The organism is Burkholderia sp. MS455, assembly GCF_016899445.1.
Lineage (GTDB): Bacteria > Pseudomonadota > Gammaproteobacteria > Burkholderiales > Burkholderiaceae > Burkholderia > Burkholderia pyrrocinia_C.
The window spans coordinates 426,401-446,073 of the sequence record NZ_CP041777.1 but is presented as its reverse complement, the minus strand read 5'-3'; the positions used below and the strand labels follow the sequence as shown (position 1 = coordinate 446,073).

At 63.5% G+C, this 19,673-nt stretch carries 14 protein-coding genes and 2 pseudogenes; 5 read left to right on the top strand and 11 right to left on the bottom strand.

Annotation, left to right across the window (positions count from 1 at the left end; all coding sequences use genetic code 11):
* Nucleotides 1-53: 53 nt before the first annotated feature.
* The gene (locus tag FPJ27_RS01680) at nucleotides 54-2,351 is read left to right on the top strand and encodes a heavy metal translocating P-type ATPase (protein WP_204421180.1); all 2,298 of its coding nucleotides are present in this window, start codon (nucleotides 54-56) and stop codon (nucleotides 2,349-2,351) included.
* Nucleotides 2,352-2,362: 11 nt separating this feature from the next.
* Here FPJ27_RS01680 and FPJ27_RS01675 read toward each other — a convergent pair whose 3' ends face one another.
* From FPJ27_RS01675 to FPJ27_RS01665, 3 genes are all read right to left on the bottom strand, one after another.
* On the bottom strand, nucleotides 2,363-3,313 hold the full coding sequence (locus FPJ27_RS01675) for a universal stress protein (protein ID WP_204421179.1): 951 nt from the start codon (nucleotides 3,311-3,313) through the stop codon (nucleotides 2,363-2,365).
* Nucleotides 3,314-3,617: 304 nt separating this feature from the next.
* Nucleotides 3,618-4,868: a nitrate/sulfonate/bicarbonate ABC transporter ATP-binding protein gene (locus tag FPJ27_RS01670; RefSeq protein WP_239483170.1), complete on the bottom strand. Its 1,251-nt coding sequence runs from the start codon at nucleotides 4,866-4,868 to the stop codon at nucleotides 3,618-3,620.
* 98 nt (nucleotides 4,869-4,966) lie between these two features.
* Nucleotides 4,967-6,700: an ABC transporter permease subunit gene (locus FPJ27_RS01665; protein WP_204421177.1), complete on the bottom strand. Its 1,734-nt coding sequence runs from the start codon at nucleotides 6,698-6,700 to the stop codon at nucleotides 4,967-4,969.
* Nucleotides 6,701-7,091: 391 nt separating this feature from the next.
* Between FPJ27_RS01665 and FPJ27_RS01660 the strand changes: the two genes are divergently transcribed.
* The 3 genes from FPJ27_RS01660 (at nucleotide 7,092) to FPJ27_RS01650 (ending at nucleotide 9,364) form a co-directional block, all read left to right on the top strand.
* Nucleotides 7,092-8,012 (top strand): DnaJ C-terminal domain-containing protein, encoded by a 921-nt coding sequence (locus FPJ27_RS01660; RefSeq protein WP_204421176.1) that lies wholly within the window; start codon nucleotides 7,092-7,094, stop codon nucleotides 8,010-8,012.
* 6 nt (nucleotides 8,013-8,018) lie between these two features.
* Entirely contained in the window at nucleotides 8,019-8,369 is a 351-nt protein-coding gene (locus FPJ27_RS01655) for a chaperone modulator CbpM (RefSeq protein WP_204421175.1), read from the top strand.
* Nucleotides 8,370-8,644: 275 nt separating this feature from the next.
* Nucleotides 8,645-9,364 (top strand): Bax inhibitor-1/YccA family protein, encoded by a 720-nt coding sequence (locus FPJ27_RS01650; protein WP_204421174.1) that lies wholly within the window; start codon nucleotides 8,645-8,647, stop codon nucleotides 9,362-9,364.
* A gap of 74 nt (nucleotides 9,365-9,438) precedes the next feature.
* Here FPJ27_RS01650 and FPJ27_RS36205 read toward each other — a convergent pair whose 3' ends face one another.
* Nucleotides 9,439-9,729 (bottom strand): hypothetical protein, encoded by a 291-nt coding sequence (locus tag FPJ27_RS36205; RefSeq protein ID WP_239483165.1) that lies wholly within the window; start codon nucleotides 9,727-9,729, stop codon nucleotides 9,439-9,441.
* 223 nt (nucleotides 9,730-9,952) lie between these two features.
* Here FPJ27_RS36205 and FPJ27_RS01640 point away from each other — a divergent pair, with 223 nt between their 5' ends.
* The gene (locus FPJ27_RS01640; RefSeq protein ID WP_204421173.1) at nucleotides 9,953-10,606 is read left to right on the top strand and encodes a response regulator transcription factor; all 654 of its coding nucleotides are present in this window, start codon (nucleotides 9,953-9,955) and stop codon (nucleotides 10,604-10,606) included.
* A gap of 97 nt (nucleotides 10,607-10,703) precedes the next feature.
* Here the strand turns inward: FPJ27_RS01640 and FPJ27_RS01635 are convergent.
* The 7 genes and pseudogenes from FPJ27_RS01635 to FPJ27_RS01605 form a co-directional block, all read right to left on the bottom strand.
* A pseudogene (locus tag FPJ27_RS01635) lies at nucleotides 10,704-10,991 on the bottom strand (universal stress protein); the annotation flags it as partial.
* Nucleotides 10,988-11,416: pseudogene (locus tag FPJ27_RS01630) on the bottom strand (acetate kinase); the annotation flags it as partial. The pseudogenes FPJ27_RS01635 and FPJ27_RS01630, both read right to left, overlap by 4 nt.
* Nucleotides 11,417-11,954: 538 nt before the next feature.
* The gene (locus FPJ27_RS01625; RefSeq protein ID WP_204421172.1) at nucleotides 11,955-12,824 is read right to left on the bottom strand and encodes a 4Fe-4S dicluster domain-containing protein; all 870 of its coding nucleotides are present in this window, start codon (nucleotides 12,822-12,824) and stop codon (nucleotides 11,955-11,957) included.
* A gap of 10 nt (nucleotides 12,825-12,834) precedes the next feature.
* A complete protein-coding gene (locus FPJ27_RS01620) occupies nucleotides 12,835-15,813 on the bottom strand; it encodes a molybdopterin-dependent oxidoreductase (protein WP_204421171.1) in 2,979 nt (992 codons plus the stop codon).
* A gap of 55 nt (nucleotides 15,814-15,868) precedes the next feature.
* Entirely contained in the window at nucleotides 15,869-16,606 is a 738-nt protein-coding gene (locus tag FPJ27_RS01615; protein ID WP_204421170.1) for an OmpW family outer membrane protein, read from the bottom strand.
* A gap of 139 nt (nucleotides 16,607-16,745) precedes the next feature.
* The gene (locus tag FPJ27_RS01610; RefSeq protein WP_204421169.1) at nucleotides 16,746-18,716 is read right to left on the bottom strand and encodes an acyl-CoA synthetase; all 1,971 of its coding nucleotides are present in this window, start codon (nucleotides 18,714-18,716) and stop codon (nucleotides 16,746-16,748) included.
* Nucleotides 18,713-19,669, bottom strand: coding sequence for a fumarylacetoacetate hydrolase family protein (locus tag FPJ27_RS01605; RefSeq protein WP_204421168.1), 957 nt, complete (start codon nucleotides 19,667-19,669; stop codon nucleotides 18,713-18,715). Before FPJ27_RS01605 ends, FPJ27_RS01610 begins: the two co-directional genes overlap by 4 nt.
* Nucleotides 19,670-19,673: the final 4 nt, after the last annotated feature.

Here is a 19,673-nt window from a genome sequence, read left to right as displayed (position 1 = left end):
ACCGGATTCGGACGCGGCGGTTACATCCCTGCATGAGGATCCGAAACATCGGCATGTCACGCATTCCCCGGTCAATCGATTTTGTGTTGCTGGTCTTTGCGGCCGTTACGCTCGCCGGAGGAGGCATGTGCGTTGCGTTCGGTCTGCCTTCGCTCGCGCGAGTTGTCTGGCTGCTTGGCGCGTTGCCGGTCTTGCTCGCCTTGACCGTATCCATTGCAAAGGCAATCGTGAGGCGGCAGGCCGGCATCGACGTTCTCGCATGGTTGGCGATCGGGCTGGCGATGGCGCTCGACGAGACGCTCACCGCGGCAGTCATTGCATTGATGCTGGCAAGCGGGCGTACCCTCGAACAGTATGCGCAAAACCGCGCACAACGCGAGATGACCGCGCTGCTCAACCGTGCCCCCCGGCAGGCAACCCGATTCGAGGATGGTGAATGGCGTTCTGTCGCTCCGGAAACCATCCGCCCCGGTGACCGGCTTCTCGTGCGAAGCGGCGAGTTCGTGCCGGTTGACGGCACGCTGACCGGCGATGCGGAACTGGACGAATCCATGCTGACGGGCGAGTCATCGACCCAGCGACGACGATCCGGGGAGGGCGCATGCAGCGGTGTGGTCAACGCCGGCGCTCCGTTCGAGATGGTCGCCCGCGCGAGCGTCGGCGACAGCACGTTTGCCGGCATTGTCCGCATGGTCGAAAGTGCACGGCGCGAGCGCAGTCCGGCCGTACGCCTCGCCGATCGCTATGCAGCGTTCTTCGTACTGGTTTCGTTGCTTATCGCGGGTATCGCCTGGCTGGTGACCGGCGACGTCGCGCGCGCGCTTGCCGTGCTCGTCGTAGCCACGCCATGTCCGCTGATCCTGGCAGTGCCGGTAGCAATCGTTTCCGGCATGTCGCGCTGTTCGAAACGAGGCGTTCTGGTCAAAGGTGGCGGTGCGCTGGAACTCCTTGCGCAAGCAACGATTCTTTTCTTCGACAAGACCGGGACCCTCACGGGCGGCCGGGCGCGTATCGTTTCGATCGAGTGCGGCCCGAATGTCGAGGCAGACGATGTGCTGCGTGTCGCGGCATCCCTGGCACAAGCTTCGGGTCATGTCATTTCGGATGCGTTGACGGTCGCAGCGCGGGAACGTCACATCAAACTTTCACCGCCGTCGGCCGTCACGGAAACGGCCGGCGAAGGCGTGACAGGCCAGGTTGACAACCGGACTGTCGCAATCGGCAAGTTCGGCTACGTATCTGCCCGCTCGACGGTTGTGCCCTGGAGCGACGCCTTCCTTCGACGGGTCGGCAGCCAGGGCGGGGCCGCGGTATTCGTCGGAGCGGATGGCGTCATGATCGGCGCAATTCAAATGGCCGACCAGGTGCGGCTGGAAACGCCGAGGGCATTGCGGCTGCTGAAACGTGAAGGCGTCGAGCGCCTCATCATGCTGACTGGCGACCGACGGGACATTGCGGAAGCCGTCGGTGAGCTATTGGGCGTAACGGATGTGCGCGCGGAGCAAACGCCAACGGACAAGCTTGCCGCAATCCAGGCAGCTCGCAAGGAAGGCGTGGTGATCATGGTCGGCGACGGCGTGAATGACGCGCCGGCGCTCGCGGCCGCCGATGTCGGTATCGCGATGGGCGCGCGGGGCGCGGCCGCGTCGTCGGAAGCGGCCGACGTGGTACTGCTGGTGGATCGGCTGGATCGACTCGTGGATGCGATGCGTATCGCTCGACGGTCGCGCCGGATTGCGCTCGAGAGCGTAGTGATCGGCATGTCGTTGTCGGTCGCCGCGATGACGATTGCCGCGTTGGGATTCCTGCAGCCAATCGCCGGTGCGGTGATTCAGGAAATCATCGACGTCGTCGTCATCGTCAATGCGTTACGGGCGTCGATTGTGCGCAGGAGGTCGACGGAAGCTCGCCTGGCCGACGTCAATGTCGATGTCGAACAGCTCAAACGCGAGCACGCGGAATTGTCACCGCTGCTGGGCCAGATCAGGGATCTCGCAGATCGCATACCGAAGCTGCCCGGTGAAATAATGACCCGCGAGCTTGCCGATGTCATCGACGCGTTGGAAAAACGGCTATTGCCTCACGAACGATCTGACGAAATCAACGTCTACCCGCGTCTTGCGTCACTTCTCGGCGGCGAGGATCCGCTTGCGGCAATGAGCAGCGCGCACAGGGAGATTTTCAAGATAGTTCGATCGCTCAGGCAGGCGGTCACTGACATACCGCATGACGGGCCGGAAGTCATGCAGATGCAGGCGATACAACGCTTGCTATACGGGCTGGATGCAATCGTCCGCCTGCATTGTGCTCAAGAGGAGGAGCTGTTCCACGCAGTCGTAGCAGACGCTTGACGATAGATGCGTCACGCACGAGGCGGATTCACGAGAAGGACCGGTGTCTTCGTGATCCGCGCGACGCGCCCGGCAACGCTACCGACCATCCAGCCCGCGGTGCCGCGCCGTCCATGGGTGCCCATTACGATCATGTCCGCATTCCATTTGATCGCTTCGCGCACGATTACGTGAGAAACGTCGGCGTCGATTCGATCGGTATGAACCAGTTGTGACTGTGAGTGCCCGGCTACGCCATCGAGTACGGCCGTGGCTTCTTGCAGTACATGTTCTCCTTCGCTGACCAACGCATCCTCCAGTGTCTCGACAGGTACGAAGTCACCAAACGATACGGCGGGATCAAGTACGTATATCGCGCGTAACTCGGTATCGGGTCTCGCGAATTGCATCCCGACCTGCAATGCGTGGCGTGCCGGAGAGCTTCCGTCTACGGCAAACAGCATCCGCCGCGGCAGATGCTCGGCAACCGACGAGAAACCTTCCGGAACGATAAGCAGCGGGCAACGAACAAGTTTGGCAAGCGGACCGGAAACCGTTCCTTCAATCCATCTGCGCAAGCCGTGGTGCTGGCGTGCGCCCACGATCAGGAGTTCGGCTTGCCGGGCTTCCGTGCTTTCGATCAGCGCATGCACGACATCCCCGCCATGCCTGGACAGGTCGATTACTTCCGTGTCGATGGTGATATCGTCGCGCTTCATTTCGCTTTTTGCGCGTGACAGCGAATCGGTCGCGTCTCTGAGCAATTCGTCGCGCGCTGCCTCGAGAAACGCCATGGTCTGCGATCCGAGCGGAACGAGTGTTCTCGGATTTTCCGCAACGCTCACGATCTGTACCGATGCATTCGACGGAACGATACGTTTGGCATAGGCGAGTGCATGCTCGGTTGCGATCGTGCCGTCGATCGCGATGACTACCCTTTGGGGAGGGCGTCCCGCCGGTACGGTTGGGGTGCTGGTGCTCATGAATGTCTCCTGGTGGCAACCCGAGGTCATGCATACCGTGATTTTTCGCACGTACTGCTTGTCCCGGTTTGATCCTGGTCAAGCGCAGTCACGTTCAGGGTCGGTGTGTCGCGAAGAAACGCGATCGATTCGTGGCATGTCTCCCGGATCCGCCATGGATTGAAGTGTCGGAGGATTTTCAGGAAATTCGATGGGCCCGATGTGACGACGCTGGCGCATCACGGGTACCCGGTCCAGGTTGACGTGACGATCGGGACGACCGTCGCCGATCGGTTAAGCAGGAGCGCGACGAAGGCTGCCTGCGCTAGTCATCACCGGCGCCGAACATGCGGGTCGCGTCGTCGTAGGTGTAGAGCCCCGAAGCACGGCCCCAGTCGATGACGGTTCGCAGCGTATCCGCGGCGTCCTGCCGGTTGAGGTGATCTTCCAGCTCGAGCTCGAAACGTTCGCGCGGCGCCCGATGCCCGTCACGCTCGTCGAGGACGGCCCGGATGTGGCCGGCAAGCGGGACGAAGTGCTCGAGATGCTCGCGCAACAGCCGCTTGCGGTCGGCCGCACGTCCCTGCGCATAGACCCGGCCGGCGGCGGTCAGCCGTATCGCTCCGTCGTGCAGTTCCGCGAACGCCAGGATATGCAGCGCGGCGGCGGCGGGCAGCAGTTCGTTCACCTTGAGCAGCGGCCCGGCGATCTTCGACAGCTCGGCGTAGCCGTTGCTCGAACCGGCGGCAAGCGTCTCGATGAAGCCGTCGATGCGGTGGCTCGACACCACCGGCAACCGTTGCGTGAAATCGGGCGATCCCTTGCGCTGCGCATCGAGCGATTCGACGAGCCGCGCGGTCAGGATCGCGTAGATTTCGTTGGCGAGCGCCTGAAACTGGCTGTCGAGACGCTGGCGCGGATGCGGCAGCGGAATCCCGAGTTCGGCGACGATATGACCGGGATGCGCGCCCAGCACGAGCACGCGGTCGCACATCTGGACCGCTTCCTCGATGTTGTGCGTGACGAGCAATACCGCCTTGGTCGGCAACTGCCGCGCGGCCCAGAGATCCAGGAAATCCATGCGCAGCGTGTCGGCGGTCAGCACGTCGAGCGCCGAGAACGGCTCGTCCATCAACAGCAGCGCCGGTTCGCCGACCAGCGCGCGCGCAAACCCGACGCGTTGCCGCATGCCGCCCGAGAGTTCGCGTGGAAACGCGGACTCGAAGCCGTCGAGACCGATCAGTTCGATGACCGACAACGCGCGCTGGCGAATCACGTCGCGCGGCAAGCCGCTCGCATCCAGTCCCAGCTCGACGTTGTCCAGCACGGTCAGCCACGGGTAGAGCGCGAACGTCTGGAACACGACCCCGATTCCTTCCGCCGGTCCCGCAAGCGGCGCGCCGCGATAACGGACCTGGCCGGACGAGGGCTGGACGAGGCCGCCCGCGATGCGCAGCAGCGTGGATTTACCGGACCCCGACCGCCCCAGCAAGCCAAGAATCTCGCCTTCGCGCAGCGTCAGGTCGACGCCGGCCAGTACCGGCAGCGGCGCGCCCGAGGGTTTCGCGAACGACATGCAGACATCGTGCAGTTCGATCACGGGCGGCGCTTCGCGAATGGCCGGCGCGGCGTCGGGCTGAATGGAAGCAGGCGTAAGCTCGGACATGGGCGGACTCAATCCAGTCGGGCGCGGCGTTCCGCATACGCATAGAGCGGACGCCACAGCAGGCGGTTCGTGGCGATCACCAGGATCGACATCATCGCGATGCCGAGCGCGATGCGCAGGTAGTCGCCCGCAACGGTCATGCGTGCGATATAGGCGCCGAGCCCGCCTCCGTCGAGCGCGGTCGGCCCCCAGCTGACCGCTTCCGACACGATGCTGGCATTCCACGCGCCACCCGACGCCGTGATCGCACCCGTGACGTAATACGGAAAAATGCCGGGGAGCACCACCTTGCGCCACCACGCGTGCGGCCGCAGGCGCAAGCTCGCGGCGGCTTCCCGCAGATCGTTCGGCAGCGCGGTCGTGCCCGCGATCACGTTGAACAGGATGTACCACTGCGTGCCCAGGATCATCAGCGGGCTCAGCCAGATCTTCGGCGCGAGGCCGAAGCGCACGATCAGGAACACCGCCATCGGAAACAGCAGGTTGGCGGGAAATGCCGCGAGAAACTGCGCAATCGGCTGCACGCGCTCCGTCATCCTTGGCCGCAGTCCGATCAGCACCCCGAGCGGCACCCAGATGATCGACGCGATCGCGATCAGCACGACGACCCGCGCCAAGGTCAGCAGGCCGTCGTGCGCGACGACGGCGACATCGCTCCACATCAGGCGCGGCACGGCGACGCGCAGCAAGACCGAGACCAGCCAAGCGAGGCCGGCGGCGCACGAGGCCAGCCAGATCGCGTCGCCCGCGCGCCGGGACAAGGGCAGACGCGGCGCGAGCGCATGCCGCGGCAACGTGAGGCGCGCATGCGCGGCCCGCTGCAGGATCGAGCCGAGCGGCGCGCTTGCCTGGCGAATCAGGCTGGAGCGACGTAGCAAATCGAGCACCCAGCTGTGCGGCGCGCTTCGGCTGGCCGTCTGCTCGAAGCGGAACTTGTCGGCCCAGGCGACCATCGGCCGAAACAGCAACTGGTCGTAGAGCGCGATTGCGACGGTCATCGCGAGAATCGCATAGCCGACCGCGCGGAGATCGCGCTGCGCGATCGCTTGCGCGACATACGAACCGACGCCCGGCAGCGCGATCTGCAGGTTGCCAACCGATATCGCTTCGGCGGCAACCACGAAGAACCATCCGCCCGACATCGACATCATCGTGTTCCAGATCAGCCCGGGCATGGCGAACGGCACTTCGAGCCGCCAGAATCGCTGCCAAGCCGACAGCCGCAGGCTGCGGCTCGCTTCGTCCAGATCGTGCGGCACCATCCGCAGCGACTGGTAGAAACTGAAAGCCATGTTCCATGCCTGGCTCGTGAAGATCGCGAAAATCGCCGCCAGTTCGGCACCGAGCAGATTGCCGGGAAACAGCGACACGAAAAACACCACCGTAAACGACAGGTAACCGAGAATCGGCACCGATTGCAGGACGTCGAGCAGCGGAATCAGCACCATTTCCGCGCGGCGGCTCTTCGCGGCGAGCGTCGCGTAGGTGAAGGTGAAACACAGCGAGGCGAACAGCGCGGCCAGCATGCGCATCACCGTGCGCAGCGTGTATCCCGGCAATGCATCGGGCGCGAGCGTGACGCTTGCGTGCTGCGCGATCACGAGCGGGCCGACCATCTGCCGCGCGCCGGCGCCGACGAGCACCACCAGGCCGAGCACCAGCAAGACGGCAAGCGGGTCGCGCCAGTCGGGCGCGCGCGGGTACCAGTGTCCGCCGTGCAGGATGTCCGCATGGTGCTCCAAAGTGGCTCCCCCCGTTCCGTGTCGTCACATCGTCGGCCACGCTTGCCGGCGGGCCATTGACATGGGTCAAGCATCGCCCGGGCCGCTCGGGACGGCCGACGGCGCGGGGGCCGGATCGGGTTCATGCGAGTGGATCAGGTATCGCCCGGGCGGATTCACTCACGCGCGTCCCGGGTCCGTCGCGACATCGGCGGACACGTTGAGATGGATCAATCCCCGTTGCAGGATCGCTGAATACGCTGCGAAGGAGGGTGCCTGAACGCGTGCGGACGACGCGTTCGCACCGCCGTGCCGCGCCATGCCGGAATTCGCGGCACGGAGCGCGGCCTCGGCAAGGCTGCAGCGACGCATGCGCCGACCGGTCCATCGCTCTTACCGCCAGATCTTTCTCATGGAATACAAAGACTATTACGAAGTGCTGGGCCTGGCGCGCGACGCGACTCAGGACGACATCAAGCGGGCGTATCGCAAGCTCGCGCGCAAATATCACCCCGACGTCAGCAAGCATCAGGATGCCGAAGCGAATTTCAAGGAAGTCGGGCAGGCCTACGAGGTATTGAAGGATCCCGAGAAGCGGGCCGCCTACGACAGACTCGGCGCCGGCTGGCATGGCGGCGAGGCATTTCGCCCACAGCCGAACTGGGACGAAGGGTTCGAATTCAGCGGAGCCGGCGCGCCGCCCGACTTCGACGACTATCTGGCGTCGATCTTTGCCGCCGGGCGGGCCAGGCCGGATGGTTCGCTCAACGCCGGGCGCGATCACCATGCAAAGCTCGTCGTCGATCTGGAAGACGCGTATCGCGGCGCGCAGCGCGTCATTTCGCTGAGCGTGCCGGTCGTCGACCCACAGGGACACGTGCGGCTGCAGCCGCGGACGCTGAATATCTCCATCCCGAAAGGCATCCGGGCCGGACAGTACATCCGGTTGGCGGGACAGGGTGGTGCAGGGCATGGCGACGGTGCGCCCGGCGATCTGTATCTCGAGATCGTGTTTCGCGACCATCCGCGGTTTCAGGTGGACGACCGGGATGTGACGGTCGATCTCCCGGTCGCGCCGTGGGAAGCGGCACTCGGCGCCATGGTCACGACGCCGACGCCCGACGGCGAGGTCGCGGTGACCGTGCCCGGGAATTCGCCATCCGGAAGACGGCTGCGATTGAAAGGCAAGGGTATTCCCGGCGATCCGCCCGGCAACCTGTACGTGAAGCTGAATATTGTCCTGCCGCCCGCCGACAGCGAGCGGAGCAAGGCCGCCTACGACACCATGCGCCAGTCGTTCGATTTCGACCCGCGCGCGCATTTTTACGGGTGACGCATCATGAAAGAATCCGAAACCGCCTGTCTGCAAGGACAGGTCATCGACGAGCGTGCCGAACTGACGTTCGTCGAGCTGTGCAGGATCAGCGGCGCGTCCGAGGAGGAGCTGACGCTGTGGGTCGCCGAGGGCGCACTCGATCCGATCGGCGCGTATCCGCGAGAGTGGCGTTTCAGCGGGGCAGTGCTGCGCCGCGTCGCGATCGCGCAGCGCCTGTCCCGGGATCTGATGATCAACCCGCCCGGCATCGCGCTCGCGCTCGATCTGCTCGACGAGATCGATGCGCTGCGCGCCCGCACCCGGGCCATCCCGGCCGCGCATCGGGAATCGGGGCCGCCCGCGGGCCCCGCCTGATTCAACTCAAGGACACGAACCGGTCTCGGGCGCCTGTCGAGCGGACTGGCGGACGTTGCGCGGGCTGATCGCGAGCGCCGCGCCCGCCGTCCCGATTTCCGGCGTCCGGGTGCGCGCTGTCTGCGAACGGTGGCAGCGGGTGTCGATCGACGCGGTGGTCGACCGATGGGCTTGATGTGCGTCAAGGTGCTCGGTGACCCGAGAGGCGAGATTGATCACGGGGACGGCCACGACGAAGCGCGGCCGCCACGACTGCGGCCCGGGGAGAATTGATCATGGGAAACGATCTTGGAAAGGAGATGCGAGCGGAAGAGTCGCAGCGCGTATCGGGCGGCGACGACGTCGGCCTTCGGGAGTATGTGCGGCGCATCTACAACTATATGGCCGGGGGCCTGGCGCTGACGGGCGCCGTTGCCTACCTCGGCGCATCAACCGGGCTTTACCGGTCGATCGTCGGAACGCCCCTTTTCTGGGTCGTGCTGTTCGCACCGCTGGCGCTGGTCATGTTTCTGAGCTTCCGCATCGAGCGCATCGGCTTCGGCACGGCGCAGGTCAGCTTCTGGGCCTACGCCGCGCTGGTCGGGCTCTCCCTTTCCGGCATCTTCCTCGTTTACACGGGCGAGAGCATTGCGCGCGTATTCTTCATCAGCGCGGCCACTTTCGGTGCAACGAGCCTCTATGGCTACTCGACACGGGCCGATCTCTCCCGCTTCGGCTCCTTTCTGTTCATGGGGCTGATCGGCATCATCATCGCGGGGTTCGTGAATCTCTTCCTGGTTTCCTCGGCGCTGCAGTTCGTCGTTTCCGTGATCGGCGTGCTCGTGTTCACGGGACTCACCGCGTACGACACGCAACGCATCAAGCGTATCTACATAGCAGGCGAAGAGGGCGAGATCGCCGGCAAGAAGGCGATCATGGGGGCGCTTGCGCTCTATCTCGACTTTCTGAACCTCTTCCTGATGCTGCTGCGGCTCTTCGGTAGCCGCCGCAGCTAGGCAAGCGGTTGCGGATCGGGACAGGCGGCCGGGCCGCGATGAGCCCGGCCCGGCTCTCCGCAACCGGCCTCACATCATGTCGGTTTGGTTTGAACGTTGACGCCGCCCGACGCCTCGAGCGCGGCGAGTCGGGCATCCATCAGCTCCGCATGCAGCTTGATCGCCCGGATAAGAAATTGAACATCCTCGTTTTCGCTTTTCGAAGCAAGGTCATCAAATTCGGCCCACAGCTCATTTACCCGTTCGGCACGCATGGCAACTCCTTTGGCGTGTGTATGGATGACGTTGTACGGCAGGCGGGAACACCGTTGACGCCGTATGAACAGCATCGCCACTGGCCTGCCTTGCGTGCTGATCTGGATCAAGGGGGTACCACGTCGGGGTATCGCTCGACATTCGGCACCGGGCTCGAACGGGCCTTGTCTTGCCGGAAGCGCGCGTGCCGCGGCGATCGGCCATGTCGCTGAGCTTTGTACGACAGCGTGCAGACGAGACGCGTTCATGGCCCCATGCTTTCAAACAAATCGGCGCCAGTGAATCGCACGCCGTTCCGGGTTCGTTCACCTGCCGAGTGGATGGGTGTTTGTCATGATCAAGGTGGTGATTTCCGACGCGCATGCTGTCATGCGGGCGGGTGTGCGCAACGTCCTCGAGGAGGCCGACGGCTTCGATGTCGCAGGTGAAGCGACAGATGGGGCCGCCACACTCGAACTCGTGTGCGCTGTGAAGCCGCGCGTGCTGTCGCTCGGATTGATGATGTCCGGTATTCACGGAGTCGACCTTATCAGGCAAATCAAGAACGAGCACCCGGATGTCCGGGTGCTCGTTCTGACCGCGCATTCCGCACAGACCCATGCAGTGCGCGTTTTCAGGGCCGGGGCTTCGGGATTTCTTTCAAAGACCTGCTCGAACTCGGACCTGACCGATGCGGTTCGAAAGCTTGCCGACGGCGGGGTATACGTGAGCACGATGGTGGGCGATCTGTTGGCGCAAGTCATTAACGGCGACGGTGAGGCGCTCGCTCATCATCGCCTGACTGCGCGGGAGTTCGAGGTCCTGGTTGGTTTGGCATCCGGACAATCCATTTCTCAGACGGCAGGTAGCCTGGACATCAGCATCAAAACGGTCAGCACATACAAGTCGCGCATTATGGAAAAACTGGACTTGGCCAATGAATCGGACATGATTCGTTTTGCACTACGTCACCAGTTGCTGGATCTTGGCGACAACACGCTCGGGTAGTCGATCGCTACTATGGGCGGCACGCCATTCGTGTGAGAAATCGCACGGCAGATCCTGCCATGCCGCTTCTGCATTGAAAACCGGTGTGATACCAGGTCAGGTCGGCGCCGGCTTCCTCCGCGACGATCGGGATCCGCTGCGCGACGTCTTCGCCGCCCGGTTCGACATTGGCGATCTTCGGCGTGCCGGTTACGCCGCGCGCAGCCGCGGCGGCGTCGGTGACGCGCAGCCCTTCCTCGCGGAACGCGTCGGCCAGGATCGACGGATCGTAGCCGTACATGTCGTGGGCCGGTACCAGGAAATCGACGACGTAGACGGGCGTGAGCCGCGCGCTCGATTCCGACGCAAGCGTCAGTGCGGCGTCGATCGAGCTGGTCTGGATCAAGCGGCGCCGTCGCGTCGCAGCAGACGTACCGCATCGCGCGCCACGATCCACGCTTCGTTGGCCGGCTCGACGACGACCGTCACCGCGCTCGTGGCCGACGAAATCACCTGCGCATGGGCGGCATTGGCCGACGCATCGATGTCGACGCCGAGCCAGCCGAGCGATGCGCAGATCCGCTCGCGCAATGCGGCCGAATGTTCGCCGATGCCGGCCGTGAACACGAGCATGTCGAGGCCGCCGAGCAAGGCTGTCAGCGCCCCTGCTTCGCGCACGATGCGATGGACGTACAGCGCCAGTGCGTCGCGCGCGAGCGTGTCGCCGTCCGCCTCGCGGGCGAGGAGGGCGCGCGGATCGCGGGACGCACCCGAGACGCCGTTGAGCCCCGACTCGCGGTACAGGATCCGGCCAAGCACGTCGTGCGACAGATGCTGGGGTTCCTTTGATTCCTGTGCAATTTTCCGGTTAGATCCACCTCAGTTTGGCGGTGTTTTGCGTCAAGGACCCAATTTAATAATCAAAGTAATCATGGACTTGCTGACTATACGATGCAGTGGGGCCAGCGCTAGCCCCTTAGCCTCGCATCACGGCGAACTCGGCACCGTTGAGATGACCGAGCGGCTAAGCGGCAAGATCATGACAGGTAATTTCCATTAGAATAGCTAACTTTCTTGTGTGATGGAATGATCGAAGCCGCGATCAATCGGTTTGCCTATTGATCGCCTCGGATGCTCGAATCGACATGCAGTAATGTCATCGTGATACTCCCGAGTCAATGAAGTTCGGTCACAGCCACTGGAAATCGCATGCATCGCAGTTGAGCTGCCATGCCCTGTGGTGACCCGCCGAAGGCAGGCACCCGAGTTTGCGGAATCCGTGATGATGTGGTCGGCGAAGTTCTGATGAAACGAGCAGGCTGTGCCGCGGAGATCGGTGCGATTACCGCAGCGTCGAGCCTTGCTCGGATCATGAGCACTCGATCGCCACGGCGTTTGTCGACTGACTGAGCCTGACGTCTCCCAGGTAGGCGCTGTCGCCCAACTCGCACTCGCGCCAAGCGTTGCCGAGGGCATGTCGGATTTTGACTCTGTAGCGGCCACTGGCCTTGGCTAGGCCATCGAACCGGAAGTCGCCGAAGCCGTCCGAGACGGTTTCGGCTACCTGCTGATTACCTACGTACAAGGAGACGACCGCATCCGTGACACACTCAACCACGTCTCCTGCCTGGACACTGACACTTCCGCCGATGAAGCATGTTTCCCAGCGCTCGAGGCCGCTGTACCACACGCGGGGCTTCGTGCTCAGGTCGGGTCGCAATACCTTGAGTCCCTCCCGCCGGGCCTTCTCGACCATCGCCGTGTCATCGAGCTTGACCGCCTCGAAGACATCGGTCGGGCACGACTGCTGACAACGCGGACGGGGCCAACCCTGGTCGAGCAAATGCGCATCGAAGATCCAGATCTGGGGCAGTTGCAGCTCTTCGTTCCAGACGATTGCCTTGTAAGGGCAGGCCTTGACGATGTCCTTGCGGCCTCGTGCCTTGTCCGGATCGATGATGACGATGCCGTCGGCACGCTTGCGAACGGCGCCGCCGCCAACACGCATGCAGGGCGCGTCGTCACAGTGATTGCACATGACCGGCAAATAAGTGGTCTGCACCATATGCGCGGCACCCTGTACGCGACGCAGGATGCGGATGGGGCTCTCGGCGTTGGCCGAGGCGGGCGCGGCGTAACCGGGAAAGTCGTTGCCGACGTGTTCGTCCCGCGTGGCGATCACGCAGTTCTGGCAGTTCTCGCAACGCCCGACCTTGATAATCAGGTTCCACTTGCTCATTTGACGTTCCTCACGCTGCGCGACCGAGCATGAATGCTTCGGCACCGCGCCATTTCTCGACCTGCACCAGGCAGGAATTCGGGCTCATGCTGCTGGTGCCGGCGGTCTGCGGCCGGTCAGGGGTGAGCATGTTCATGCAACCGCAAATCTCGACTTGCTCACCGTCGATGTCGATCAACTGAAATTCGGCGCTCGCCTCGTAGGACTTCACCACGCCGGCGTTCACGAGCGGCGAGACATCGGCAGCACAGATCACGGCGCCGCGGTCGTTGTGCACCTTGACGAGATCGCGATGGGCGATGCGTCGAGCGGCAGCGTCGGCCGGATTGAGCCTCAGCAGCCAGAATCGGTGCCCCGCGATCAGCGCGCGATGATCGTCGATGCCGTTCACCGCGGAATTCTTGCCGTCACAATGGGTATGAAAGCTGTAGCGGCTGTGGGTGGCGATCAATTGCAGCGGATAGCGCCGAGCCAGGTCCGAGCGCAGACCCTCCCACGAGGGGATATATCGGTTGAGCGGCGGCCGCTCGGGATTGTCCGCCGTGTGCCGCTTCAGCAACTCGGGCACGAACTCCAGCTTGCCGCTTGGCGTCTGCAGGCCCTTGCCGAACTTTTCCGGGAACTGCGACGGCAGCGGATGAGGTTCCGGCAGGTCCTTCCTCCTGTCTTCCGCATACCAGCGCATGTCCACGGGATGGCGAAGCTCGGGCTTTTCGGGCGGCACGACGAAGTAGCCCTTGCGGCAGAATTCGCGCCACGAAATGTGATCGGGCAGATCCGACGAGTCGAAGACGCGCTTGACCCAGTCAAGATCGCCGCAGCCTTCGGTGAAAACGCCACCCAGGCCCAACCGAGTCAGGATGGCGGTGAAAATGTCGTAGTCGGAGCGGGACTCGCCCAAAGGCTCGATGCACTTGTGCTGCAGCGTCAGCATGCGATGGTTGACCGTGCCATACCCATGGTGGGCGTAGCCGCCCGAATTCGCCCATTCTCCGATGTCCCAACGCTCCAGCGAAGTGCACGCGGGCAGGATGATGTCGGCGAACTGGGCTTCGCCTTCCATCCAGATCGACTGATTGACGACGAACTCGATGCTCGAGTGCCGGTAGGCCTGCGTCCACCGTCCGGAATTCGTCACGGTACTGAACGCGGATCCGCCGTAGCGATAGATCATGTGGATCGGCGAATAGCCGGGCATCGGGTAGGTGAACGGCGCAAACTGGGCTTCCTGGGACATGCCGTCCCAGAGATAACCGGTGGCTTGACCGTTGAGGATCGCATCGGGCATCTGCTGTCGCGGCACCATCTGCTTGACGGGATTCATGGTCAGGATGTGCGGCATGCGCTGGTAGTTGTCCACCGCATTGGCGGTCCACGCCAGATCGCCCGAGATGCCGCCGTCCGCGTAGCCAGGGAAGTAGAACTGGAGATCGTGCGGGACGCCGATTTCGAGGCAGCCGAAATTCACTCCCGGCTTGCCCCAGCCCTGCATGGACATCATCATGATCATGCAGCGCGCCCATTGCGCTCCGGTCGCCCCGCGGCCCGCGCCACCGAATCCCGCGCCGGTCATCCCGACGGCGAGATGAACCTTTTTCTTTCCCCATAGGCGCGCAAGCGCACGGGCGTCCTTGGCCGGCACACCGGTCTCGCTCTCCTGCCACTCGGGAGTCTTGGGAGTCCCGTCGGTTTCGCCCAGAAGGTAGGCTTTCCAATCGTCGAAACCGGTCGTGCGCGTCGCGACGTAATCCTTGTCGTACAGGCCCTCGACGGCCCATACATACATGATGGCGGTCGCCAGGGCGGCATCGGTTTGCGGCCGGATCGGGATCCAGCGGCCGCCCAGCAGCTGTGCGGTCGGATTGCAGTGCGGGTCGACGTGAACGAACTCGATCCCGAGTTCCTTGGCCCACAGGCGGCGCGGTGTTCCCTCGAATCCTGCGTAGGCCCCGTTGGTACTTTCGGGGTCGCAGGACCAGAAGACGATCATTTCGGCTTCCTTCAGACCATCCTCGAGGCCGCCGTAGCCGGAGGGCACGCCGACGCGCATCGAGTTGCCGAAATGATGCATGGCGCCCCAGTACCAGCCTTCCCAACTGTCCGGATTCGCGGCGACCCGGGTAAAGCCGATCAGGTTGGCGAAGCGCGTCAGCGCGCTGAGGTAGTAGCCCACGTTGCCCCACTGGTGGTGGGACGACATCGGGAAAGTGATGGAGCCAGGGCCGTGAACGCGCTTCTGCCGATTGATCTCCTTGGCGACGATGTCCAGGGCCTCGTCCCAGCTGATACGCACATAGCCGGACTTGCCGCGGTTCTGGGGATTGCGCTCGCCATCGGGGTCGAAGTCGACCCGTTTCATCGGGTGGAGGATGCGCTTGTCGGAGTAGACCAGCGACTTGAGCGTCAACGCGTGGGGCGCGACCAATCCACGCCGTGGCGGGCTGAAGCGGCGTCCCCGTGCCTCGATCACCCAACTCGCCGCATCCGTATCGTCCAGCTCGATGGGGGTCACGCGGACGATGCGGCCATCCTTGACGTAGACGAACAGGGGCCCGCCATTGGTACAGGTGGTGTAGCGTCGGGTGCCGTCGCGCATGGGCGTGCCCATCGGCAGGCCGACGGTGCGCATCATGCTCAGGGTTTGCATGAGCCAGACCAACAGTTCGTCCTCGCCCTCGGTGACCACCTTGAAGTTCTTGGCGGCGTGGACGATTTCGCCCTGGTCGGGGCGGGGAGAGAGGAACTTCAGGGCAGTGGCGACATCCTTGAAGGCCATGCGCACGTCGGGCCGCGGATGCTTGCCGGCGCGCGACCGAATACGGCCATTCTTGAACTCGATGGCGCGACCGATGCTTTGATCCATGAGCCCGATCCACGCGACGAGATTGCGCTCCTTGAGGCGATCACGATAGTCGGGGAAGCGGCGCGCCGTCAGGTCCAGAACCTTGGGCAATGCAAAAAGAATGGTCTTGAGAGCCTGTCGTTTCATCGTTCGATCCAGAGTGTTGCTTCTATGCGGGGGCACTGGCATCCGGGCACACCCGCTAGAACGTATAAGCGACGTTCAAGAAAACGCTGAGGGGGTTGAGTCGGAGCGTCGATTTGGAAACGATCTGCGTCCCGGTCGCGGTCTGTCCGTATAACGTGAGGTGGGTCTTCACCGGCATGTAGTTGACGGAGGTTCCGACAGACCAGTGTCTGGTCACCGCGTAATTCGCCCCGATCTCGAACACGGGGTTCCACGAAGCGCTGAGCGTCGCGTGCGCCGAGCCCCCCGGCCCGAAGCTGTCGGAGACGAACTGGCTATTGGTGGCTCGAACCTGGGTGAACCACGTATAGTTCGCGCCAATGCCCAGGTACGGCCGGAATTTCGATGTGGCAGAAAACAGGTGGTATCGCAGTTCGATCGCGGGCGGCATCGGCCTTGTCGTGCCGAGCGTGCCGTACTTCTGCAACGTCCCGTCGCCAATCAGATTGACTTTCAGCGGCATTCCAAAAAGCATCGCGACACCGAAGTGGTCGGTGACGTAGTACTCGTTGGTAATGCCGATCGTATCCGTCGAACTGGCATGGGCGCTGCTACCGGCCAGTTCGTGATTGACCGTGACGCCGCCGACACTTTGCACGGCCAGGGGCGTTGCGTTGCCCTGAGGGGCGATGTGTAGCCATCCTACCGATGTCGTGATGCTTCCGGCCGACTGGGCCTGCGCATCGTCGCCAAGAAAAGCCGAGCCGATACAAACCGCCATGCCTGCGAAACGCGTCGTCCGCCTGAAATTCATCTTGTGTCTCCTCTGTCTCGATCCATCTCATGAATAACAACTAATTTGGATACCTTATTGAATGCGGCGATCTGTTTCCGATGTTGGTGCGATCCAGGTTAGCCGCGCTCCTCCATCGCCGCGGATCTGTCGCTGTGGGTCAGGATGACCGTGTTGGCTGCGCGGCGATCGAGATCGAGAACGCAAACGGAAAACGCCCCAGCACCACGCGTGCCGCAGGCTCGAGCCCGGGGTCGCTCAGCTCGACCGACACGGACATTCCGCCCGATTGATCGGTCGTGACGTCGATCGATGCACCGGGGGCGCCGCCCTGGGCCAATGCCGCGCGCAGCGCGTCACGCGTCTCGCGGCGCTTGAGTTCCGGTTTGAAGATTTTGCCGACGCCCGTGAGCGGGATAGCGTCCACGATTCGGACGTGCTTGGGCAGCGCGGCGCGTTCGGCGATCTCCTGTTGCATGAACGCCGTCAGATCGTGCTCGGTCGCGCTCATCCCCGGCTTGAGCTGAACATACGCGACCGGCAGCTCGCCGGCATGCGCATCGGGACGCCCGATTGCCGCGGCGAGCCGGACCGCCGGATGTCGATGAAGGGGTTCCTCGATCGCCGCGGGGTCGATGTTGTGCCCGCCCCGAATGATCAGTTCCTTCTTGCGGCCGGTCAGCCAAAAGTAACCGTCGACGTCGCAGCGACCCAGGTCGCCGGTGTTGAGCCAGCGCTTGCCGTCGCCAAGATCGAGCCACAGGGCGTTGTTCTGGTCGGGACGCGTGTAGCCGGTGAAAACGTTCGGCCCGGAAATGACGAGCAGCCCCTCTTCGTTAGCCGCGCAATCGCGCAGATACCGTCCCGCATCGTCCACGACGACTGCTTTCATCGCCTGGAAGGGGATGCGCAGCCCGATCGATCCCAGCCGGCGCTCGCCGGTCGGCGGGTTGACGCTGCTCACGCACGTTGCTTCGGTCAGGCCGTAGCCTTCGAGAATCCGGATGCCCGTTTTTTCCTGGAACGCTTTGAACACGCCGACCGGCATCGGTGCCGCCCCGCACAGGCCGTATTCGAGCGAATCGATGGCGTGATCGTTGACGGGAACGTCGAGCAGCGACGCATAAAGCGTCGGGACGCCACTGAAGAAATTGATGCGATGATGTTCGACGATTTCCCAGAAACGTTTGACGACGCCGTCCCCCCGGTAACCGTGCGGCGTACCGAGCACGACATGGGCGCCGCGAGAAAACGGCAGCAGGCCGGTCACCATCGCGGCATTGACGTGAAAGAGAGGCAATCCGCAGAAAGTCGTCTTGCCAGGGCCGATGCTGTCGCCGAGGAACCGGCCGGCGCTCCATGCATTGGCCACTTCGTTGCCGTGGCTGCGCATCGCGATTTTCGGCAACCCGGTGGTGCCGCCGGTGCAGAAGAACGACGACATGTCGCCGGGTTGAAAGCGACGCACGCTATCGAGCGCCGCACCCGATTCCCGCACGATTGCCGTACCGAAGTCGTGAATCTGGATATGCGCTGGCACCGCGCCGCGCAAACCACCATCGCCGTGCAGCTTCATGCACGCGTCACGCTGGAGCGTTCGGGCTGCTGATTGCGCCGTGCCCCGCACGCGATCGGCCGGATCGACCAGCACGAGATGCTGCAGCGACTCGACCCGGTGAAGGATATTCGCCACTTTCTGCCAGAGATCGGTCCCGGGAAACGGTGCAAGCGTCACGAGCACGCTGGCGCCGGCCGCATCGAGCAGCTTGGCTATCGCTTCACCTTCGAGCAGCGGATTGATCGCGCAGACGATGCCGGCCGCCTGCCCGCCCCAGATCACGAAATGCGTTTCGGGAAGATTGGGCAGGGCATAGGCGATCACCGAACTCGAGCGCACGCCGATGCGTGTGAACATGTTCGCCGTACGCGTGATGTCGCGCACCAGCTTGCGATAGGTCCAGCACTCGGCGTCGCGGTGCGCATCGGCGGTCGCAAAAAAGGAGAGCGCGGGCGCGGACGGATCGATGGCCGCACCGGCGCAAATCATCTCGTACGTGCTGGCAGGGAGGTCCTGCGGAAGACCCTGCGCTTCGATCGTCAGCACGTCGTCCGGGGTCGCGATGCCGTTCATGCTGCTTCGTCCACGATCTCGTTACGTTGCACGCCCAGATCGATCGTTCCGTCGCGGCTCGCGATCCGGGCTTCGACGATGTCTCCGGCCTTCAGGTATTGTGCGCGTCCCGCCTGCACCTTCATGAACATCTTCCACTTGACGGATTCGGGAAACAGCGCCACGGCCCGCTGCTTGAGCGGCGACGGAATGCTGAGTGCGCAGCCGGCCGGCGTGCCGGTCGCGAGCAGGTCGCCGGCGCGAAGGTCGTGCACGCCCGACAACTCGGTCAACGTTTCCGCCGGACCATAGACGAGGTTCGAGGTCGAGTCCCGCTGACGCACCGCGCCGTTGACGGTCAACGTCAGGTCGAGCGCCTTCAGCTTCGGGAAGTCACGCCGCTCGAGCAGGCACAGATAGGGGCCGACCGGGCCAAACGTCCGGAAACTCTTGCCCTTGTAGAACTGCATCTGCGGGATCTGGACATCGCGCGCGGAATAGTCGTTGACGATCACGGTGCCGGCGACGTAGTCGTGCAGGTTCTCGTCCGTGATCTGCCGGTGGGACGTGATGTCGCGTTTGAGGATGAGGCCGAGCTCGATTTCGTAGTCGAGAAACCGGACGTGTCGCGGTTTCACCACCGGTGAGTCGGCGGGGACGATGCAACTCGTCGCCTTCGTGAAGATCATGTTGAACTTTTTCGCGTCCGGATCCATGCCGGATTCGATCATGTGCTGACGATAATTCGCGCCCTGGCAAATGAATTGCTGGTTGGCTGTCACCGGGGGCAGCCACTCCACCTCTGTCTCCGGAATCGTCGATCCCTCGAGCATGGCGAGTCGTTCGACCGGATTCGCCGCGAGAAAGCCCGCGGTGGTTTCGAAGTCGCCGGGAATCGGCGTGACGGCGCCGTTGGCGGCCACCCCCCATTGGGCGCGGCCGTTATGCCGGAAGTGCAAGACAAGCAGTGACATGGAT